Below are 16,271 nucleotides of genomic sequence, written 5' to 3' on the forward strand. Positions count from 1 at the left end.
ATCGGGCAGGGGGGATTTGAACCCCCGACTTCTTGGTCCCGAACCAAGCGCGCTACCCCTGCGCTACTGCCCGTAAATAAAAATGCAGATATAAAATAAAAAAGCTCACCACTAAGGCGGTGAGCTTTTTCCGGAGCGACGGGGCTCGAACCCGCGATCTCCGGCGTGACAGGCCAGCGCGATAACCAGCTTCGCTACGCCCCCATAAGATTTAGCCAGTTTATCAAAAATAAAAAAAAATGTCAATAGTTTTTAAGAAAAATATTGCAAAAATATCGTTTTTAGAGTATAGTTTTACTTGTAAATATAATTTAACATATGAGGAAAAATATGAATAATGTAAAATCTTTTTCGGCACACACCGACTGTACAACAGTGCTGGTAGGCAAAAAAGCCAGCATCGACGGCTCAATTCTTATTGCAAGAAATGAGGATTTTCACTTGGCGATAAGCCCAAAAATATTTGTTTTAGAAAAGGCAGTAAATGAGGCAAACCGCATTTATAAATCTAAAAACACAGGCGTGGAGATTCCCCTCCCTGCAAAGGCATACCGTTACACCTCCGTTCCGCAAGCCTATCCGAACGATAAGGAAAACCAAGGCGTTTACGGCGAAGCGGGAATCAACGAAAAAAACGTAGCCCTGAGCTCTACCGAAAGTGTCTACGGAAACGCTAAGGTACTTGCATATGACCCCTTGGTAAAAAACGGAATTGCAGAGGATGCAATCAACGACATAGTTCTCCCCTTTATAAACTCTGCAAGGGAGGGGGTAAGCTATTTGGGAAAACTCATCGAAAAATACGGTTCTGCCGAGGGTAACGGTATTTTGTTTGCCGACCTCGATGAGATTTGGTATATGGAAATTCCCTGCGGCCATCATTGGGTTGCCGTAAGAATTCCCGATGACTGCTATGCCGTAGCTCCGAATCAGGTTTCAATCGAAAAAATCGATTTTAAAAAAACCGATTATTATCTGTGGTCAAAGGGTATCAAGGAATTTGTAAATGAGCATAACTTGAATCCTGATAGGGAAGGTTTTAACTTTAGACATATCTTCGGAACATCAAGCGAAAAAGACAGAGTTTACAATACTCCCAGAGCTTGGTTTGCTCAAAAATATCTTAATCCCGAAATAGAGCAATCTCCAATATCTAACGATATTCCTTTTATCCAAAAAGCAAACCGCCTTATCTCGGTTGAAGATGTCGAATACATACTAAGCTCTCACTATAATGAAACGGAATTTGATCCTATCGGCATAGGCAATAGTGATTTTAATAAAACTCGTTTTAGAGGTATTTCACTTTCGCGTACAGCCGAGTCTCATATTTTACAATTAAGACCCAAATCTCCAAAAGGCCTTGAAGGAATACAGTGGCTGGCACTCGGAACAACAGCATTTGTTCCGTATATTCCGTTTTTTACAAATGTTTTGGATACTCCGACGGCCTATAAAAGAATGACCCGTATGGTTTCTACCGATAATGCTTACTGGTTATTTAAGCTAATCGGCCATTTTGTTGAAGCGCATTACTCTGCATTTAAGGATAATAACAATGCCTATCTTACCGAAATGCAAAGTTACGGAAGAGTCAGAGTAAAAGAAATTACCGATGCAGCGGCTAAAATACCTGCAAAATCTTTAAGCGAATTTTTAACTGAAGAAAACCGCAAAACGGCAGAGCATGTATTAAAAAGAACAAAAGAATATCTTTCCGACTTGATGTTGGAATCTTTTAAGTATTCAAAACTTTCTTTTACAATGGATAAAAATCTTTAAAGGATAAGAACCGATAAAAGGCCCCAAGCATTTTCTTGGGGCTTTTGTTATTTTGGCTTATTCCCTAATTAGAATATTTAACTTGGATATTGAAGAACCCGTTTGAGATTCCACTTCTCTGGTTTTTATGATAGCCTGATCTAAGATCTTAATACTGTTCAGCATCTCTGAAATTTCAGAATTAACCTGCTCGGTTGCATTTAAAAGACTCTTAAAACTGTTTGAAATATCCGAGCGTGTCCGGCTGATATTATCCTTTTCTTTTTGTACATTGGTAAACTCTTCTAAAAGAGTATTCATAATAGAATTCATTTTTTCAGTTTGAGTGTTTACATCGGAAATAAAACCTGAAATATTAGCTAGAATATTTTGAAAATCAAAAACCTTTTGATTTATATCATCAAAACTTTTTTGAAGTACGCCGGAGGCCTCTGCCGACTGCCGGATGGTATTATTTATTTGGCTTAATATCTTGCCGGTTGAGTCCGCCTCCGATGCGGAACTTTCTGCAAGTTTTCTTATTTCATCGGCAACAACCGCAAAACCCTTACCGGCATCTCCTGCATGGGCCGCTTCTATAGCTGCATTCATTGCTAAAAGATTGGTTTGTTCTGCCAAAGCAGTAATGAGCTGGTTAGCTTCAAGAAGAACCTCGGAGCTTTGATAAATATTCCCTATAATTGCAGTAACTTTTGCTAAATTATCCTTGCCTGTTTTGCTTGCATCTGAAAGCAAAGCAAAACCTTCATTTATCGTATTAAATTTATCGGATAAGTCATTGGTTACCTTATTTAGCTCTTTTATCTGTAAAACCGTGTTTTCTGCAGCCTTTGATTGATTTTCGATTCCTTGAGAGATATTTTCCAAAAATAAATTAAGACTGTCGGTTGCGGTTTGGGTTCCTCTTAACTCTCCATCTTGTACGGTAATTTCCTGTCTTACGGACTCGGCATATCCTGAAAGTTTTTTCATTGAATCTTCAGCCATGTCCATATTTTCCGCTAGGGTAATTTCATGCTGCTTTAGTTCGCTGCTTGTATTCTTTATCTCATCAAATAACAATCCTTTTTGTTTATCCGAATCAAGAAGCATTGATTTGACTTCGTCGGCTTTTTTAGTTTCAAGATAACTTTTCCAAGCAAGACAAAAAGCTTGAGCAAACAAAAATCCTGAAAATCCGAACGGTAAAAGGTTTCCTATATTAGAGAGCATCATACTGTAAAGAACATCATTTATCGATGAAATGACTAAAAACATAACACCGACAAAAATCGGAATACTCCCTATTCTTTTCTTGATTAAAAGCCTTATTACAAAATAAAAAGCATAAAAAACTTCTGCAAGAATAATTATTTGATGATATGTAATCAATTTTCCGTAAATATATGCAGGCGTCACTAAGACAAATAGAACATAGGCAAGAGCTTCTATCGATATGATTTTATAGATAATTTCATTTGTATCTTCTTTATAAAGAGATCTAAAATATGTAAATATAAAAAATCCTACAGATGCAAATGTCAGATAATCCAACTTTGTAATCGACTCCCAAGAAGCTGAAGGGAAGATATACTTAAATACATATCCGCTCACAAGATTTCTAAGTACAACAACTAAAGCAAAAAATACAAAAAATAAAAGGCTTTTATTTTTAGGACGAAAAATAAATAAAGCAAGATGATACAATATTATAGCTAAACCGAATCCGAATACAAAGATATCTACAAATCTTTTTGACAATATTATTTTTTCAATACTATCCTGTAGTCCGATATTTATAGCATGATAAATACCGCCTCTGGAATGTGCAAAATTGGACACTTGCACGGCTATACTTAATTCCGTTTTATCTTGTGGAATCTTATACACTATATCTGCTTGACCAGTGTTTGAATTTTCCTTTGATGAACCGGGATTTCCTCCCCGCATAATTTCTTTTCCATCTACAAAAAAAGCCCACGCAGAAACGGGGGAAGGAATCTTTAGCATAAGGGGAGGACTGTTTTCCGGTAATAAAATTTTAAAAACATAGGTTCCATATCCTAATGAGGAAAGTTGAGTCCCATCTGAAAGTTTTGTTTGACTCCATTCCGATGAGCATGGGATAAAAACGGACGGCTTATTGATATCTTCTTGAGAGAAAACAAACTGCCTATTATAAAACCCCATCTCTCCCTTTAAGGTAAATTCTTTAACATTATTAAAGTTGGTGTTTCTTAAATCCAAAACACCTTTTTTTACTTCTTCCGAAAAAACAGATAAAGCTGCAAATAAAATAATATATACAATTACAATTTTCTTAAATATTCTGCTCTTGAATTGCAAGAGGCGCATCAACGGATTTAATATCATTTTCTTCTCCTTCTTCAATTTCCGTTTCCAAACTTTTATGGTCGACTATTTTTCCCATAAATACATCCAATATCATTCTTATCTTCTCAGGCTCCTTAATTTCTTCTTCTTTAACCGTATCAACCTCAGGAGGTATATATTCTTTTATGATAAGTTTAAATTTTTTTCCCGTAATATCAAAAAGAGCTCCTGCTATACTATCTTTTTGGTTTTGAATTAAAGAAAAATCAAAAGTGCTGCGGGCAAATAATGTTAAACTGTCATCTTTTAAAACCCAATCCTTGCTTTGCCCTACTGCTGAAGATAAGATACCGCTCTTTTCTAAAAGAGCTTCAATTAGAGGTTCTTTTAATTCCTCTACAGTATTAAAAGATTTCTCTAGATTGCGGGCAGTCTGAAGTACGGTTTCTTGTTTTTCATCTTTTTTTTCAAAAGACACATTACCTGAAGGTACATTATCTAAAACCGGCTGTTTCTCTTCATTTTTTTTTTCCGGAAACCCGTCTAATTTATTGTCCCGTCTTAAAACGGCCTTAAATTGTTCGGTCAAACTGCCCGCATTGTTAAAAGGGCGCGGGGACTCCTTAGGCTGTTCTGCATAAAAAGCTTTATTCTCCCGATTAAAACCGGAGGCTTCCATACTTTCCTTGCGGTCAGGAACAGGTTTGCCTGCTCCATCATTTGTACGGCGGTTAGCCATAAGGTTTTGAGCTGCGTCAAAGGCGGCTTTTAAATCTGCGGAAGATACATAGTCGCCGAGCCAAGAAAGACGCGAAACTGCAAGCTCCAATTCATAACGCTGATCTATAGAAAACCTTAGATCCTTAAAAAGCTGAAGCATTATACTTAGGGCTCTTTCTATTTGTACTGTTGTCCATCCCTGTAAAATATCCTGAGGGAAGCGGTCAGCCCTTTGCCCGATGAGAGCTTCCTTTGTAATACCGTGCTTTACCAATAAAAGGCTTCTAAAATAATCTGCACAGTCTGAAACTACCTGCTCGACCGAGATTCCGCCCTGTAAAATTCCGTCCAAGATAGACAGAGCTTCTTGCCCCTTCTTTGCAACGCAAGCCGAAACAAGCTTATTGATTGAATCTACACCTGTAAGGCCGAGTTTTTCGTGTATCTTTTCAAAGGTTATATGCCCGTCCGAAAAAGCTGCAACCTGATCAAAAAGGGTATAAGCATCCCTTACGCTTCCGGTTGCTTCACGGGCAATCCAATAAAGAGCCTCATCATCTGCTCTTATCCCCAGCTCAGCGGCTGCATCTGCCAGGGCTTGCTTTAGTATCTCTATCGATACGAGTTTAAAATTAAACTGTTGACAGCGGCTTTTAATTGTAGCCGGAACCTTATGAATTTCGGTGGTAGCAAAAATAAACACTACATAGGGAGGAGGCTCCTCTATGGTTTTTAAAAGAGCATTAAATGCACTTGTCGAAAGCATGTGAACTTCATCAATTATATAAATTTTATACCTGTTTGAATTCGGAGGAAATAAAATCTCATCTTTTATCTGCCTTACATCATTTACACTTGTATTTGAAGCACCGTCAATTTCGATTACATCCAAACACGAACCGGCAGTAATTTCTTCACAGGCAGTACAATGGCCGCAAGGCGTGGGCTTCGGCCCTTCGGCACAGTTAAGCACCTTTGCTAAAATTCTAGCCGAACTTGTTTTACCGCAGCCCCTCGGGCCGGAAAAAAGATAGGCATGGGCTATCTTACCTGCCTCAATCGATTTTTGCAATGTTGCGGCTACGAATTCCTGACCCAGCAAGTCCTCGAAACGCTGAGGTCTTCTCCGTGTCGCTGTTACTTGATATTCCATTTTGTAAGTATATCACAAATTTACTCAAAATTAAACTGCCAAAACCCATGTTTTTATCATATCTTTTAGGGCACTTGAAAAAAAATTTTTTTTTTAATATTTTGCTAATAATTTAAGAAAAAACATACAATAATAGTAGAGGTGATACTTATGAAAAAATTAAAAAATATCTTAGGTCTATTCATTTTTATATGTTGTTGTATTCTTCCGTTTTCTTGTGCAGGATGTACAAATACTTTTCTTTTACAAAATATCAAAAAAGATAAAATTTCGATTGTAAGCTATAATGCCCAAACTTTTTTTGATGCAATCGAAGACGGCCATGAATTCAAGGAATTTAAAGGAACAAAAACAAAATGGTCAAAAGAGCGTTATGCCGAACGGCTATTACGGTTAAAAGAAACCCTACATCTAGCCAGCCTTTACCTAGGCTTAAGTGAAAAAGATATACCGGATATACTTGTTTTGCAAGAAATCGAAAGTCAAACGGTATTGGATGACTTTTGTAAAATTCTGCCCATCAACAATGCATATAAATATGCTGTCTTTATTCCGCCAAAAAACGGAGGAGCATTCAGTACTGCATTACTTTCAAAGTTTCCCATTATCGAAACAAGGGTTTTCAATGTATACTCTGGAAAAAATTATTTACGGCCTCTTGTTGAAACCAGAATTCAGATAGGCAATTCTACAGGGGATAGAGAATTGGTACTGTTAAATGTTCATTGGAAATCTAAGGCGGGTACTTCCGATAGCGAAGCCCTTAGACATATGCAGGAAGAACAAGCATATAAAAGGCTGTTGGAACTAAAAAATACAGAACCTCAAACACCCTTTATCATATGCGGCGATTTTAATCAAACTCTGAAGGAATTCTCTCTTTTATCCGAATTTGACAACTGTTGGAATATTGAAGCCTATAAGGCCGCAGCTCAAGAAGGGAATCAACTCGCAGGAAGCTATTTTTACAAGGAAAGCTGGGAAGAAATCGATCATTTTTTCTATTCGGATAATTTAAGCGATGGAAAAGATTTTGATATAAGCTTCTTTTGTGTAGTAAACTCAAGACCTCTGACCGATGAATCGGGTAATCCCGACAAATATTCAGTTCATTCAGGAAAGGGGTATTCGGATCATTTACCTATAGGCATTATTTTAAAAAGGCAATAATATTTTTTTAAGCGGGACTATTTGTACCGATTAAAAAACCGTCCATATAAATGGACGGTTAAACAAATACCGGCGAAGGGACTTGAACCCTTACGGAGTCGCCCCCAATAGATTTTGAGTCTATCGTGTATACCATTTCACCACGCCGGCTCATTAAGGTCTTATTCTATCATAAAAACAAAATCGTGTAAAGCCCTCGTATTGAGAGTTTAAAAAAAATCCGGCCTATAGATTTTTTTAAGCAAAAGAGGTAAAATAACTTTCTTAAAAGTTTTTATTGGAGTTTCGATAAACAGCTCGGCAGAAATTCTGCCTCACTGTTTATCTTTATTGGAGAAATAATTATGAAGATGACGCAGATGTATATGCCTACCTTACGAGAAATCCCGAATGAGGCTGTTGTTGAAAGTCATAAACTGCTTTTGAGGGCAGGAATGATAAGAAATTTGGCTAACGGGCTTTTTGCCTATTTGCCCCTCGGCTTAAAAGCCTTTAGAAAGGTAGAAAAAATTATTAGGGAAGAAATGGACGCAATAGGCTGTCTCGAATTTAAGCCCCCCGTAATCGTTCCGGGTGAAATTTGGCAGGAATCGGGAAGATGGGACTCGATGGGCCCTGAACTTTTGCGTATTAAAAACCGCTTAAACCAAGAATTGGTTGTAAGCCCCACTGCTGAAGAAGCCTTTACAGCCCTTTTAAAAAACGAATTATCCTCCTATAAAAACTACCCGCTCTTAACCTATCAGATTAACACAAAATACCGGGATGAAATCCGGCCGCGATATGGGCTTATGAGAACCCGCGAATTTACGATGAAGGACGCTTACTCTTTCCATACAAACGATAAAAGTTTAGACGAAGCCTATCTAAGTTTTGAAAAGGCCTATATAAAGATTTTTAAGCGCTGCGGCCTTACGGTAATAGGAGTAAAAGCCGACTCAGGTGCTATGGGAGGAAGCGGTTCTCAGGAGTTTATGGTAGAATCTTCGGTTGGAGACGACACCCTCCTTCTCTGCCCATCTTGCGGTTATGCAGCGAACGAAGAAAAGGCAGCCTGCGCACCCGATAAGGAACAAGGAAACGGCAATATGCCCCAAGGTTCAGCCTTATCTATAGAAGAAATTGACACTCCCAATGTAAAAACAATAGAAGACCTTACAGCTTTTTTAAAGACTGAAAGTTCTTCTTTTATAAAGACATTGATTTACCGGGTAGAAAATTCCGAGATACTCAGCAATGCTGAAAATGGCAAAAAAAGTGCAAAAAACGGCGACGAGGGAAGTCTTTTAATTGCAGTCTGCATAAGGGGAGATTTGGAAGTAAATGAAGCCAAGTTAAAATCCTCCCTTAAAGCCTCGGAAGCAATCCTTGCAAGCGATGCCGAAGTCGAAGAAGCTACAGGAACGGTAGTCGGCTTTGCAGGACCTGTAGGCTTAAAAAATATTCCGGTCATTGCCGATGAAAGCGTTATGATCATGCACGATGCGGTAACCGGAGCCTTAAAAAAGGACAAACACCTCCTCCATGTGGAACCGTCAAGGGATTTTACGCCCGCCCATGTTTTTGACCTCCGCACGGTAAGGGCCGGAGATAAGTGTGCGGTTTGCGGTACCGCCCTTTACACCAAAAAGGGAAACGAACTCGGGCACATCTTTAAGCTGGGATATAAATATACGAAGGCTATGAATATGACATATCTCGACGAAAACGGAAAACAGCAGCACCCTTCCATGGGCTGTTACGGCATAGGTCTTGACCGGCTTACAGCTTCAATTGTCGAAGAACACCATGATGAAGACGGAATAATCTGGCCCATGAGTATCGCCCCCTTCCAAGCTGCGATAGTTCCCATAAAATACGAGGGAGAAATGCAAAAGGAAGCCGACCGCCTCTACGAAGAATGCAAAAAAAGAGGAATTGAAGCCCTCTTAGATGACCGAAAAGAAAGGACAGGCGTTAAGTTTAAGGATATGGACCTTATAGGCATTCCGATAAGGCTTGTAGTCGGCAAAAAAAATCTTCCCAATATCGAATTTAAGCTTAGAAAGGCGGTAGAAAGCAGCTTGGTCGATAAAGACAAGGTTGTAGACTTAGTTGAAAAAACCGTAAAAGAAGAACTTGCAAAATTAAACTAGAGGATTTTTAAATGAAAAAAATTTTAAGTTTTGGTTTTCTACTTTTTTTTCTCGTCACGGCAGAAGGTTTTAAGCTCACCGCCGAAGAAAAATCCGCATGGGATGGAACAGAATCGGGAAATTATGTTATCTATCAAGACCTTTCATGGAAGGAACCGACATGGGTAGGCTTTTTATATTACAACGATAATACGATAGGGTCTTTTCTATACACCTCAAACGGAAAAACTGTTGCAAAGGTTTTGTTTAGCGGGGAAATTTTAGACGGAGAATTTGTAATTACCGGACAAAACAATATTTCAGGAAGAAATACTGATCCAAACTATACCTATGCCGTAAACTATCTTATGGAAATCCTTCCGAAATTTTTTTCATGGAAAAACACTAATTTAAATGAAAGCTTAGTGGTGAAAACAGGTTTTAAGACTATAAGTGAAGAACAATTTGGGGGAAAAAGTGAGGTATTATTTATATCCTATATTCCTTTATTTCATATTCACAGCATTTTAAGTTCCAATAATAAACAGACCTTTGAATTGGTAGAGATGGGAAAGCTAAAAGACGATAAAACTTTTTTTGAGTTTAAACCTATTGAAGAATTTAAAACCGGAGAGTCGAAATTTGTTTTAAATCTCAAGGCAAAAAAAGAAACAAGAACCGTTGACGGGGTTAAACTTTTTTTAGACAGCCAATGGAAACAGATCGCCGACAATTCTTTTTTAATGGGAAACGAAGCTTTTTTAAACATAAATACGGTAGATTTAAAACCTGTTTCTGGTATAAGCGGAGAGGAAACCGATTTTTTGATAAGATATTTTTCTTCGTCGGGAGAGGCTTCTAAGGTGCTCGCAAAAAATACAAATATAACAGGTTCCAAACAAAAATTTAAAATCATAAACAGCGTCTATGATCTTGAAACAAAAAGCATCAAACACGATATTAAATTGATAATAAAAAAAGAAAATTCAAAATATACTGTAGTAAGTTTAACCGTCGATAAATCTTCATATCAAAAATATAAAGATTATTTTGACGGTTTATTTTAAAGATTTATGGAGGTGCAAAATGCAGCAAACTTTAATGGAATATGTAAAAGACATTTTACCTGAAATTGCAAAACACACGATGAAAAATCCGGCAGTTACGCCCGAAAATGTATTACAAAAGGGAAATCCTGCCCTATCTAAAATTCTTGATGAGATGGTAGACGATCTCGTTCTTGAAAATTCGGAGTTTAGACATCCCGAACACTTAGAAGAATTTTTAGATGAGGTAAAAAAAGGGAAAAAAGGCATAATCCTTGCAGAGCACTACAGCAATCTGGATTATCCGGCTTTTATAAATTTAATGAAAAAAACCGGTACTAAAGGAACGGAGCTTGCAGAAAAGTGCATCGCAATGGCCGGGCTAAAACTGGGAGAAGATAATCCCTATGTTGCGGCCTTTGCAAGCGCCTATGACCGCATTTATATCTATCCCAGCCGTTCCATCAAATCGATTAAAGACCCTGAAGTTTTGGCAGAAGAATTAAAACGGAGCAAGATGATAAACCTTGCTTCAATGCGGGCACTTGAAAAGGCAAAAGAAGAAGGCCGGGTAATTCTTGTATATCCTGCAGGAACCCGATACCGCCCCGGAAAACCCGAAACAAAAAAAGGTGTAAAAGAAATAGATTCCTATATTAAAATGTCCGATATAATGCTCTTGGTTTCAAGCAATGGAAACTGCCTGCGTATTTCGGATTCGGGAGATATGACCGAGGATACTGTCTGGAAGGATAGGCTCATCTTTGATGCAAGCCCCGTCATAAACTGTGAAGAATATAGAGAAAAAGTAAAGGCTGAACATCAAAACCTTACAGGCATAGATAAAAAGCAGGCCGTAGTCGATCAGGTAATGGCAGACCTTGAAAAAATGCATGAAGCAAACGAAATCGGACGGCTAAACTAAAATAGGAGAAACGATAAACATTCCGGCTTGAAATACAAGCCTGAATGTTTATCTTCGAGTTTGCCTTTTAGGCAAACGTCGTATTTTTGTATGCAGTTTGTAAACAAACTGCGTGAAAAAACCTTTTTCGCAAATTGATATTTGCTGCAAAAAGGTTTTATTAGGAGAAGATTGTGACGCATACGTTTTATGTTGAAGTTCGAAGCTACGAGCTTGACGCTTATAATCATGTAAACAACTCGGTTTACTTAAATTATTTGGAACATGCCAGAATGCAGTTTTTAAAAAAAATAGGTTTTGATTATGTAGGGATGATTGAAGAAGGCTTCATGCTCTATGTATCCCACATAGATATTAAATACAAGCACTCTGCCAAACTTTACGATAAACTGGCCATTGAGGTTACTCACATAGATTTGGGTAAGGTTTCCGGTACATTTTTGCAGGTTATAAAAAATGAAGAAGGTAAGGTCTGCGCTGAAGCAAAGGTAACTTGGGCCTGTGTCGACAGCACCGGACGGCCCGTTAAAATCCCTGAAAAATATTTGGTTCCGGGACTGGAGCCCGAGCTTCAGCCATAAAAAGTTAATTTTAGCTTATTTTTATTGACTTAATCTCGGTACGGTATTATATTCTATTCCGTCTTAAAAAAATATGGAGTTTATATGAAATCTATTTTAAAAACATGTTTATTTATTGCTCTTCTTTCATCGGTAAATCTCTTTGCGATGGGAGCAAAAGAGATGCCCGATAATGGCAAAAAAAATGTTGCCGTTACCTTCGATGCAATGAAAGAGTTGACTCAGGCAGTTGCAGGAGACAATGTTAATATTTCGGTTATCATCCCGCCTGGAATGGAAGCTCATGACTTTGAGCCCAAAGCTAAAGACCTTGCTTTTTTATCGAAGGCCGATATTTTAATCTATAACGGTCTTGGTATGGAGTTTTGGCTTGATGAAGCCGTAAAAGCGGTCAACAACAAAAAGCTGATTATGGTCGAGGCAAGCAGCGGAATTGAAGCAATCAAGGCAGGACACCACAACCATGATGAACATGGAGAAGACTGTGACTGCGAAGTCTGTGCAGGGCAACACAAACACGGCAAGGGACATGAACACTGCCATCACGGAGAATCCGATCCTCATACATGGCTCAGCCTCTCTTCTGCAAAAATTATGGTTAAAAATATCGAAAATGCTCTGACTACGGCTGACCCTGCAAATGCAAAAAGCTATAAAGAAAATGCAAATAAATATATTGCCGAACTTGACGGACTTTTAAAAGAATATACCGAGAAATTTTCTAAAGTAAAAAACAAGCTCTTTGTAACGGGACACGCAGCCTTCGGATATCTTTGCAGAGATTTTTCCTTAGATCAAAATTCCGTAACCGATATCTTTAATGAAAATGAACCGAATCCGAAAGAACTTGCAAAACTTGTCGAATATTGCAGGGAGCACAATATAAAAGTTATCTTTACGGAAGAAGCGGCAAGCCCCCTTGTTTCAAAAACCCTTGCAAAAGAGCTTGGAGCCAAGGTTGAAAAAATTTACACAATCGAAAGCTCTGAAGATAATAAAAGCTATCTTGAGCGCATGAAGACAAATTTAATGCGAATATACGAAAATTTAAAATAAAAGGAACGGGCTGCCTTTTGATTTTTTAAAGACAGCCGGCTCTTTTTTTATGGGAGCCCGGCTCTTTTTGTTGGAGAATGAATGAGACATTATTTTAAAAATATATTTAAAATTAAGAGTACATTTGCTTTGATGTTTTTGTCTTTTTTTTGTATTTTTTTATCGGTGTGTAGGATTTTTATAGCAGAAAACTATTTCTTACTTTTTTTGGGCTGGAATTTATTTTTAGCCTTTGTACCATGGCTTATTTCTTCAATGCTATACTTGTCAAAAAACAATAAAAAAATAGTTTTTATTGTTTTTACGGCTATCTGGCTTTTGTTTTTTCCAAACGCCCTTTATATAGTAACCGATTTTATTCATCTAAAAACGGCTGCTTCAACAATGCGCTGGTATGATTTAATCCTATTGTTTTCTTACAGCTTTGCAGGTCTTTTTTACGGTTTTGTAAGTTTGGATTTTATCGAAGCCAAGATTAAAAAACCTTTTAATATAAAATACCCGCAAATTTTTTCAGGTTTTGTGATATATCTTTCAGCTTTCGGCATCTATTTGGGAAGATTTTTAAGATGGAATTCATGGGATCTTGTAACGAATTTAAGTTCCGTTCTATCAGACCTTTTTTTGCCGATAAAAAATCCTTTTATACATGCAAGAACATGGGCATTTATTCTTTTACTGGGAACACTCTTTAACCTGCTTTATATATCATATAAGAGCTTCGGCGAGAAAAAAAATTAAATTTTTAGGAATATTTCACTTGACAATTACAATAATTATGCTAAAATAAAAGCTAGAGGGAGATGTGAGTATCCGTCTTAGGCGGTTCAAAGCACAACTCCCATAAGGGGCATGACTTCATGCCCCTTTTTAGTTTTTTACTAAGCCTGCCTAAGCATGGTCCTCAATATTTACACCTTATTTCTAATTCTTCAATTCGACTAGATATGCCAATAAGAATTTCCATACGCGCTCTACAGAGGCTATGTCCATGTGTTCGTTAGGAGTATGAACATCATACAAATTGGGCCCAAAACTTACAGCATCGATATTAGGAAGGGTCTTCTTTAAAAGGCCGCATTCAAGGCCTGCATGGATGGCTGTAATTACGGGTTCCTTGTTATTAAGTTTTTTGTAAACATTAACGGCAGCATCGCGCACAGGAGAATTGGGACTGTACTCCCAAGCCGGATATTCCGAGAATTTTTTAAATTCGGCTCCGCAGCGCTCGGCTTGGATTCTAAGTACATCCACAATTTCATCCAAGGCACTCCTTACGCTGCTTCGTACAGAGGTTGTAAATTTGATTTTTCCATCGATTTCTTCTAAAACGCCGTTATTTAAGCTTGTTTGAACAAGGCCTGGAATTTCCATGCTCATATATTGTACGCCATTGGGAATACTTGCCATAAAATCAATTAGATTTAAGCTAAGCTCCTTTGTAAACATTTGGCCTGAAGTGTTTTGAGTTTCATTTGCCGTAACAGTTAAAAGTTTATCCACAGCCCTGTATTCATTTTTTAAATCAGAGGTAAGTTTTTCTACAATCTTCAAAACGGCTTCCTTATTTTCGACTGCGATTACTGCATGGGCATCCTTTGCAATGGCATTGTGTTTTGAACCGCCTGAGATTTCGGCTATATTGATTTTTTCGTTTTGCTTGATGTTGTACAGAATTCTTCCCAAAAGTTTAATTGCGTTGGCTCTCTGCTTGTTTATCTCAATACCTGAATGTCCGCCGAGGAGACCTCCGACAGTGATTTTTAAGAATTTTCCTTTAGCTGCCTCTTTCTTTATATCGAAGAAAACATTAATATTGGCTCCGCCTGCACAGCTTACCAAAAAGACACCTTCTTCTTCCGAATCTATATTTAAAAAGCGTGTTCCTTGCAGATGCTCACCAGTAAGAGCCATAGCTCCGCCCATCCCCGTTTCCTCTTCTGTCGTAATTAAAACTTCGAGCGGCGGGTGGGGAATATCTTTTGAATCAAGAAGGGTAAGAGCGTATGCGACTGCTATGCCGTCATCTCCTCCAAGGGTTGTCTTATCGGCATAGAGCATTTCTCCCTTTACGACGAATTTAATAGGATCCTTTAAAAAATCATGGTTTGAAGAAGCATCCTTTTCACAAACCATATCCATGTGTCCCTGAATAATAACCGCCGGAGATTTTTCATAGCCGGCAGTTCCGGGCTTCTTTATGATAACATTCATAGCCTTATCTTGATGTACTTCAAGGCTTCTATCTTTTGCAAATTTTACAAGAAAATCGCTGATAGCTCTTTCGTTTCCCGAACCTCTCGGCACTTGAGAGATTTCGTAAAACCATTTAAATACTTCCTTAGGTTCAGTGCTCTGCAACGGATTCATTATTGCCTCCAAATTATTTATTTTATAGGCTAGTAGTATATTATAAAATATAAAAAAAAACAATCAGGATAACCGGCATGACTATGAGTTTAATCGCATTTATATGGGATAGGTTGTGTATATTTCTTGAGGATTTTTTATCATATCATGCAAACGCTTTTCAATATGTTCCCAATTAAATTTTCCGACTATTAAGTTTACCGGCTCATGTATAAAGTCTATATCATCAAAATAAGATAAAGCTTTTACAACAGATAGTATATTGGCATTTTTATACTTCAATAGATAAAAGTCCAGCATTGCATCTAATGAATATTTTGTTGATAAAAATGAAATATCAACAAAATCCTTTAATCGAGTGCCGTTATCGGTAATTGCCGAAAGTTTCATGGCAATAACATCCTCAAAACTTGCTATCCGTATATTTTCTTCTGTAGACAATGGTTTTATCAGCGGATAATCATATTTGATACAGTCAATAAATATACCATTTATTTCGCCTTTTAACGTATTATGAGCTTTATACCGCTCAATAAAGCCGTATTCTTTTGATAAATGCTTATTAAGTTCCCATACCGATATATCATTTTGAGTAAATAAGTCCAAATCAATACTTTTCCTGTGTCCAAGACGTAATGCAATAGAAGTGCCGCCAACTAAAAAAAATTGATCCATTTGACTGTCTTGCATGAGCGTTCTTAACAATTCAAATGCAGTTTTCTCGACAGTGTTCTTTTGCAGCATAAAAAATCTTCCTTTTTTAAATCAAAAAGCAAACAAGACCAATTCAATTCTTTTGGGGAAAGGTGAGGAATTTGTACAACAATATTTTTTACCCTTTCAAAGCCGCCGTAAAGTTGAAACATTGCATAATAATCCTCAGGTCTGCCGTATTCCAAAACGCGGGCGACAACAATTTTTGACATTATATTCCAATCCCAATCGGGAGCTTTTGTATCATATTCCCAGAGAATTGACTGAGAAATTTTTTCTTTTTTGTGGGTTTCATAATCTGCAAAAAACATACCATACCTCCCACGT

Annotated in this window: 13 protein-coding genes and 3 tRNA genes; 8 read left to right on the forward strand and 8 right to left on the reverse strand. The window is 37.6% G+C overall.

The annotated features are described in order from the left end of the window. Position 1: 1 nt before the first annotated feature. Positions 2-73 (reverse strand) — tRNA-Pro (locus E4N78_RS02960). Positions 74-130: 57 nt separating this feature from the next. Further along, positions 131-204: transfer RNA gene (locus tag E4N78_RS02965), tRNA-Asp, on the reverse strand. A gap of 126 nt (positions 205-330) precedes the next feature. On the opposite strand from E4N78_RS02965, the gene E4N78_RS02970 reads away from it, so the two are divergent. Then, positions 331-1,782 (forward strand): C69 family dipeptidase, encoded by a 1,452-nt coding sequence (locus tag E4N78_RS02970; protein WP_255811591.1) that lies wholly within the window; start codon positions 331-333, stop codon positions 1,780-1,782. A gap of 57 nt (positions 1,783-1,839) precedes the next feature. On the opposite strand, the gene E4N78_RS02975 is transcribed toward E4N78_RS02970, so the two are convergent. After that, entirely contained in the window at positions 1,840-4,134 is a 2,295-nt protein-coding gene (locus tag E4N78_RS02975; protein WP_255811592.1) for a 7TM diverse intracellular signaling domain-containing protein, read from the reverse strand. Continuing rightward, the gene (gene dnaX, locus E4N78_RS02980; protein WP_255811593.1) at positions 4,082-5,968 is read right to left on the reverse strand and encodes a DNA polymerase III subunit gamma/tau; all 1,887 of its coding nucleotides are present in this window, start codon (positions 5,966-5,968) and stop codon (positions 4,082-4,084) included. Before dnaX ends, E4N78_RS02975 begins: the two co-directional genes overlap by 53 nt. Before the next feature lie 150 nt (positions 5,969-6,118). Here dnaX and E4N78_RS02985 point away from each other — a divergent pair, with 150 nt between their 5' ends. Then, complete coding sequence (locus tag E4N78_RS02985; RefSeq protein WP_255811594.1) at positions 6,119-7,138, forward strand: endonuclease/exonuclease/phosphatase family protein; 1,020 nt, start codon at positions 6,119-6,121, stop codon at positions 7,136-7,138. A gap of 67 nt (positions 7,139-7,205) precedes the next feature. Here E4N78_RS02985 and E4N78_RS02990 read toward each other — a convergent pair. Beyond that, positions 7,206-7,288: transfer RNA gene (locus E4N78_RS02990), tRNA-Leu, on the reverse strand. Between the two features lie 194 nt (positions 7,289-7,482). On the opposite strand from E4N78_RS02990, the gene E4N78_RS02995 reads away from it, so the two are divergent. The 6 genes from E4N78_RS02995 to E4N78_RS03020 all read left to right on the forward strand — a co-directional run bounded on the left by E4N78_RS02995 (position 7,483) and on the right by E4N78_RS03020 (position 13,601). Further along, entirely contained in the window at positions 7,483-9,273 is a 1,791-nt protein-coding gene (locus E4N78_RS02995) for a proline--tRNA ligase (protein ID WP_255811595.1), read from the forward strand. Between the two features lie 11 nt (positions 9,274-9,284). Then, entirely contained in the window at positions 9,285-10,319 is a 1,035-nt protein-coding gene (locus E4N78_RS03000; protein WP_255811596.1) for a DUF7954 domain-containing protein, read from the forward strand. 19 nt (positions 10,320-10,338) lie between these two features. Next, on the forward strand, positions 10,339-11,223 hold the full coding sequence (locus E4N78_RS03005; RefSeq protein ID WP_255811597.1) for a 1-acyl-sn-glycerol-3-phosphate acyltransferase: 885 nt from the start codon (positions 10,339-10,341) through the stop codon (positions 11,221-11,223). A gap of 173 nt (positions 11,224-11,396) precedes the next feature. Further along, complete coding sequence (locus E4N78_RS03010; RefSeq protein WP_255811598.1) at positions 11,397-11,804, forward strand: acyl-CoA thioesterase; 408 nt, start codon at positions 11,397-11,399, stop codon at positions 11,802-11,804. 84 nt (positions 11,805-11,888) lie between these two features. Beyond that, positions 11,889-12,860, forward strand: a complete 972-nt coding sequence (locus E4N78_RS03015; RefSeq protein ID WP_255811599.1) for a metal ABC transporter substrate-binding protein — start codon at positions 11,889-11,891, stop codon at positions 12,858-12,860. An 81-nt stretch (positions 12,861-12,941) separates the two neighbouring features. Further along, positions 12,942-13,601 (forward strand): DUF1361 domain-containing protein, encoded by a 660-nt coding sequence (locus E4N78_RS03020; RefSeq protein ID WP_255811600.1) that lies wholly within the window; start codon positions 12,942-12,944, stop codon positions 13,599-13,601. 183 nt (positions 13,602-13,784) lie between these two features. Here E4N78_RS03020 and E4N78_RS03025 read toward each other — a convergent pair whose 3' ends face one another. The 3 genes from E4N78_RS03025 to E4N78_RS03035 all read right to left on the reverse strand — a co-directional run bounded on the left by E4N78_RS03025 (position 13,785) and on the right by E4N78_RS03035 (position 16,255). Then, on the reverse strand, positions 13,785-15,230 hold the full coding sequence (locus E4N78_RS03025) for an aminoacyl-histidine dipeptidase (RefSeq protein WP_255811601.1): 1,446 nt from the start codon (positions 15,228-15,230) through the stop codon (positions 13,785-13,787). A gap of 99 nt (positions 15,231-15,329) precedes the next feature. Further along, a complete protein-coding gene (locus E4N78_RS03030; protein WP_255811602.1) occupies positions 15,330-15,974 on the reverse strand; it encodes a nucleotidyl transferase AbiEii/AbiGii toxin family protein in 645 nt (214 codons plus the stop codon). Then, positions 15,929-16,255: a DUF6922 domain-containing protein gene (locus E4N78_RS03035; protein ID WP_010697845.1), complete on the reverse strand. Its 327-nt coding sequence runs from the start codon at positions 16,253-16,255 to the stop codon at positions 15,929-15,931. Before E4N78_RS03035 ends, E4N78_RS03030 begins: the two co-directional genes overlap by 46 nt. Between the last annotated feature and the right edge of the window lie 16 nt (positions 16,256-16,271).

This window comes from Treponema denticola (assembly GCF_024400535.1).
Taxonomy (GTDB): Bacteria; Spirochaetota; Spirochaetia; order Treponematales; family Treponemataceae; genus Treponema_B; species Treponema_B denticola_C.

Excerpts from the sequence above, each read along its gene's own strand:
- E4N78_RS02970 (WP_255811591.1), top strand. The coding sequence starts at position 331 with ATGAATAATGTAAAATCTTTTTCGGCACACACCGACTGTACAACAGTG.
- E4N78_RS02975 (WP_255811592.1), bottom strand. The coding sequence starts at position 4,134 with ATGATATTAAATCCGTTGATGCGCCTCTTGCAATTCAAGAGCAGAATA.
- dnaX (WP_255811593.1), bottom strand. The coding sequence starts at position 5,968 with ATGGAATATCAAGTAACAGCGACACGGAGAAGACCTCAGCGTTTCGAG.
- E4N78_RS02985 (WP_255811594.1), top strand. The coding sequence starts at position 6,119 with ATGAAAAAATTAAAAAATATCTTAGGTCTATTCATTTTTATATGTTGT.
- E4N78_RS02995 (WP_255811595.1), top strand. The coding sequence starts at position 7,483 with ATGAAGATGACGCAGATGTATATGCCTACCTTACGAGAAATCCCGAAT.
- E4N78_RS03000 (WP_255811596.1), top strand. The coding sequence starts at position 9,285 with ATGAAAAAAATTTTAAGTTTTGGTTTTCTACTTTTTTTTCTCGTCACG.
- E4N78_RS03005 (WP_255811597.1), top strand. The coding sequence starts at position 10,339 with ATGCAGCAAACTTTAATGGAATATGTAAAAGACATTTTACCTGAAATT.
- E4N78_RS03015 (WP_255811599.1), top strand. The coding sequence starts at position 11,889 with ATGAAATCTATTTTAAAAACATGTTTATTTATTGCTCTTCTTTCATCG.
- E4N78_RS03020 (WP_255811600.1), top strand. The coding sequence starts at position 12,942 with ATGAGACATTATTTTAAAAATATATTTAAAATTAAGAGTACATTTGCT.
- E4N78_RS03025 (WP_255811601.1), bottom strand. The coding sequence starts at position 15,230 with ATGAATCCGTTGCAGAGCACTGAACCTAAGGAAGTATTTAAATGGTTT.
- E4N78_RS03030 (WP_255811602.1), bottom strand. The coding sequence starts at position 15,974 with ATGCTGCAAAAGAACACTGTCGAGAAAACTGCATTTGAATTGTTAAGA.
- E4N78_RS03035 (WP_010697845.1), bottom strand. The coding sequence starts at position 16,255 with ATGTTTTTTGCAGATTATGAAACCCACAAAAAAGAAAAAATTTCTCAG.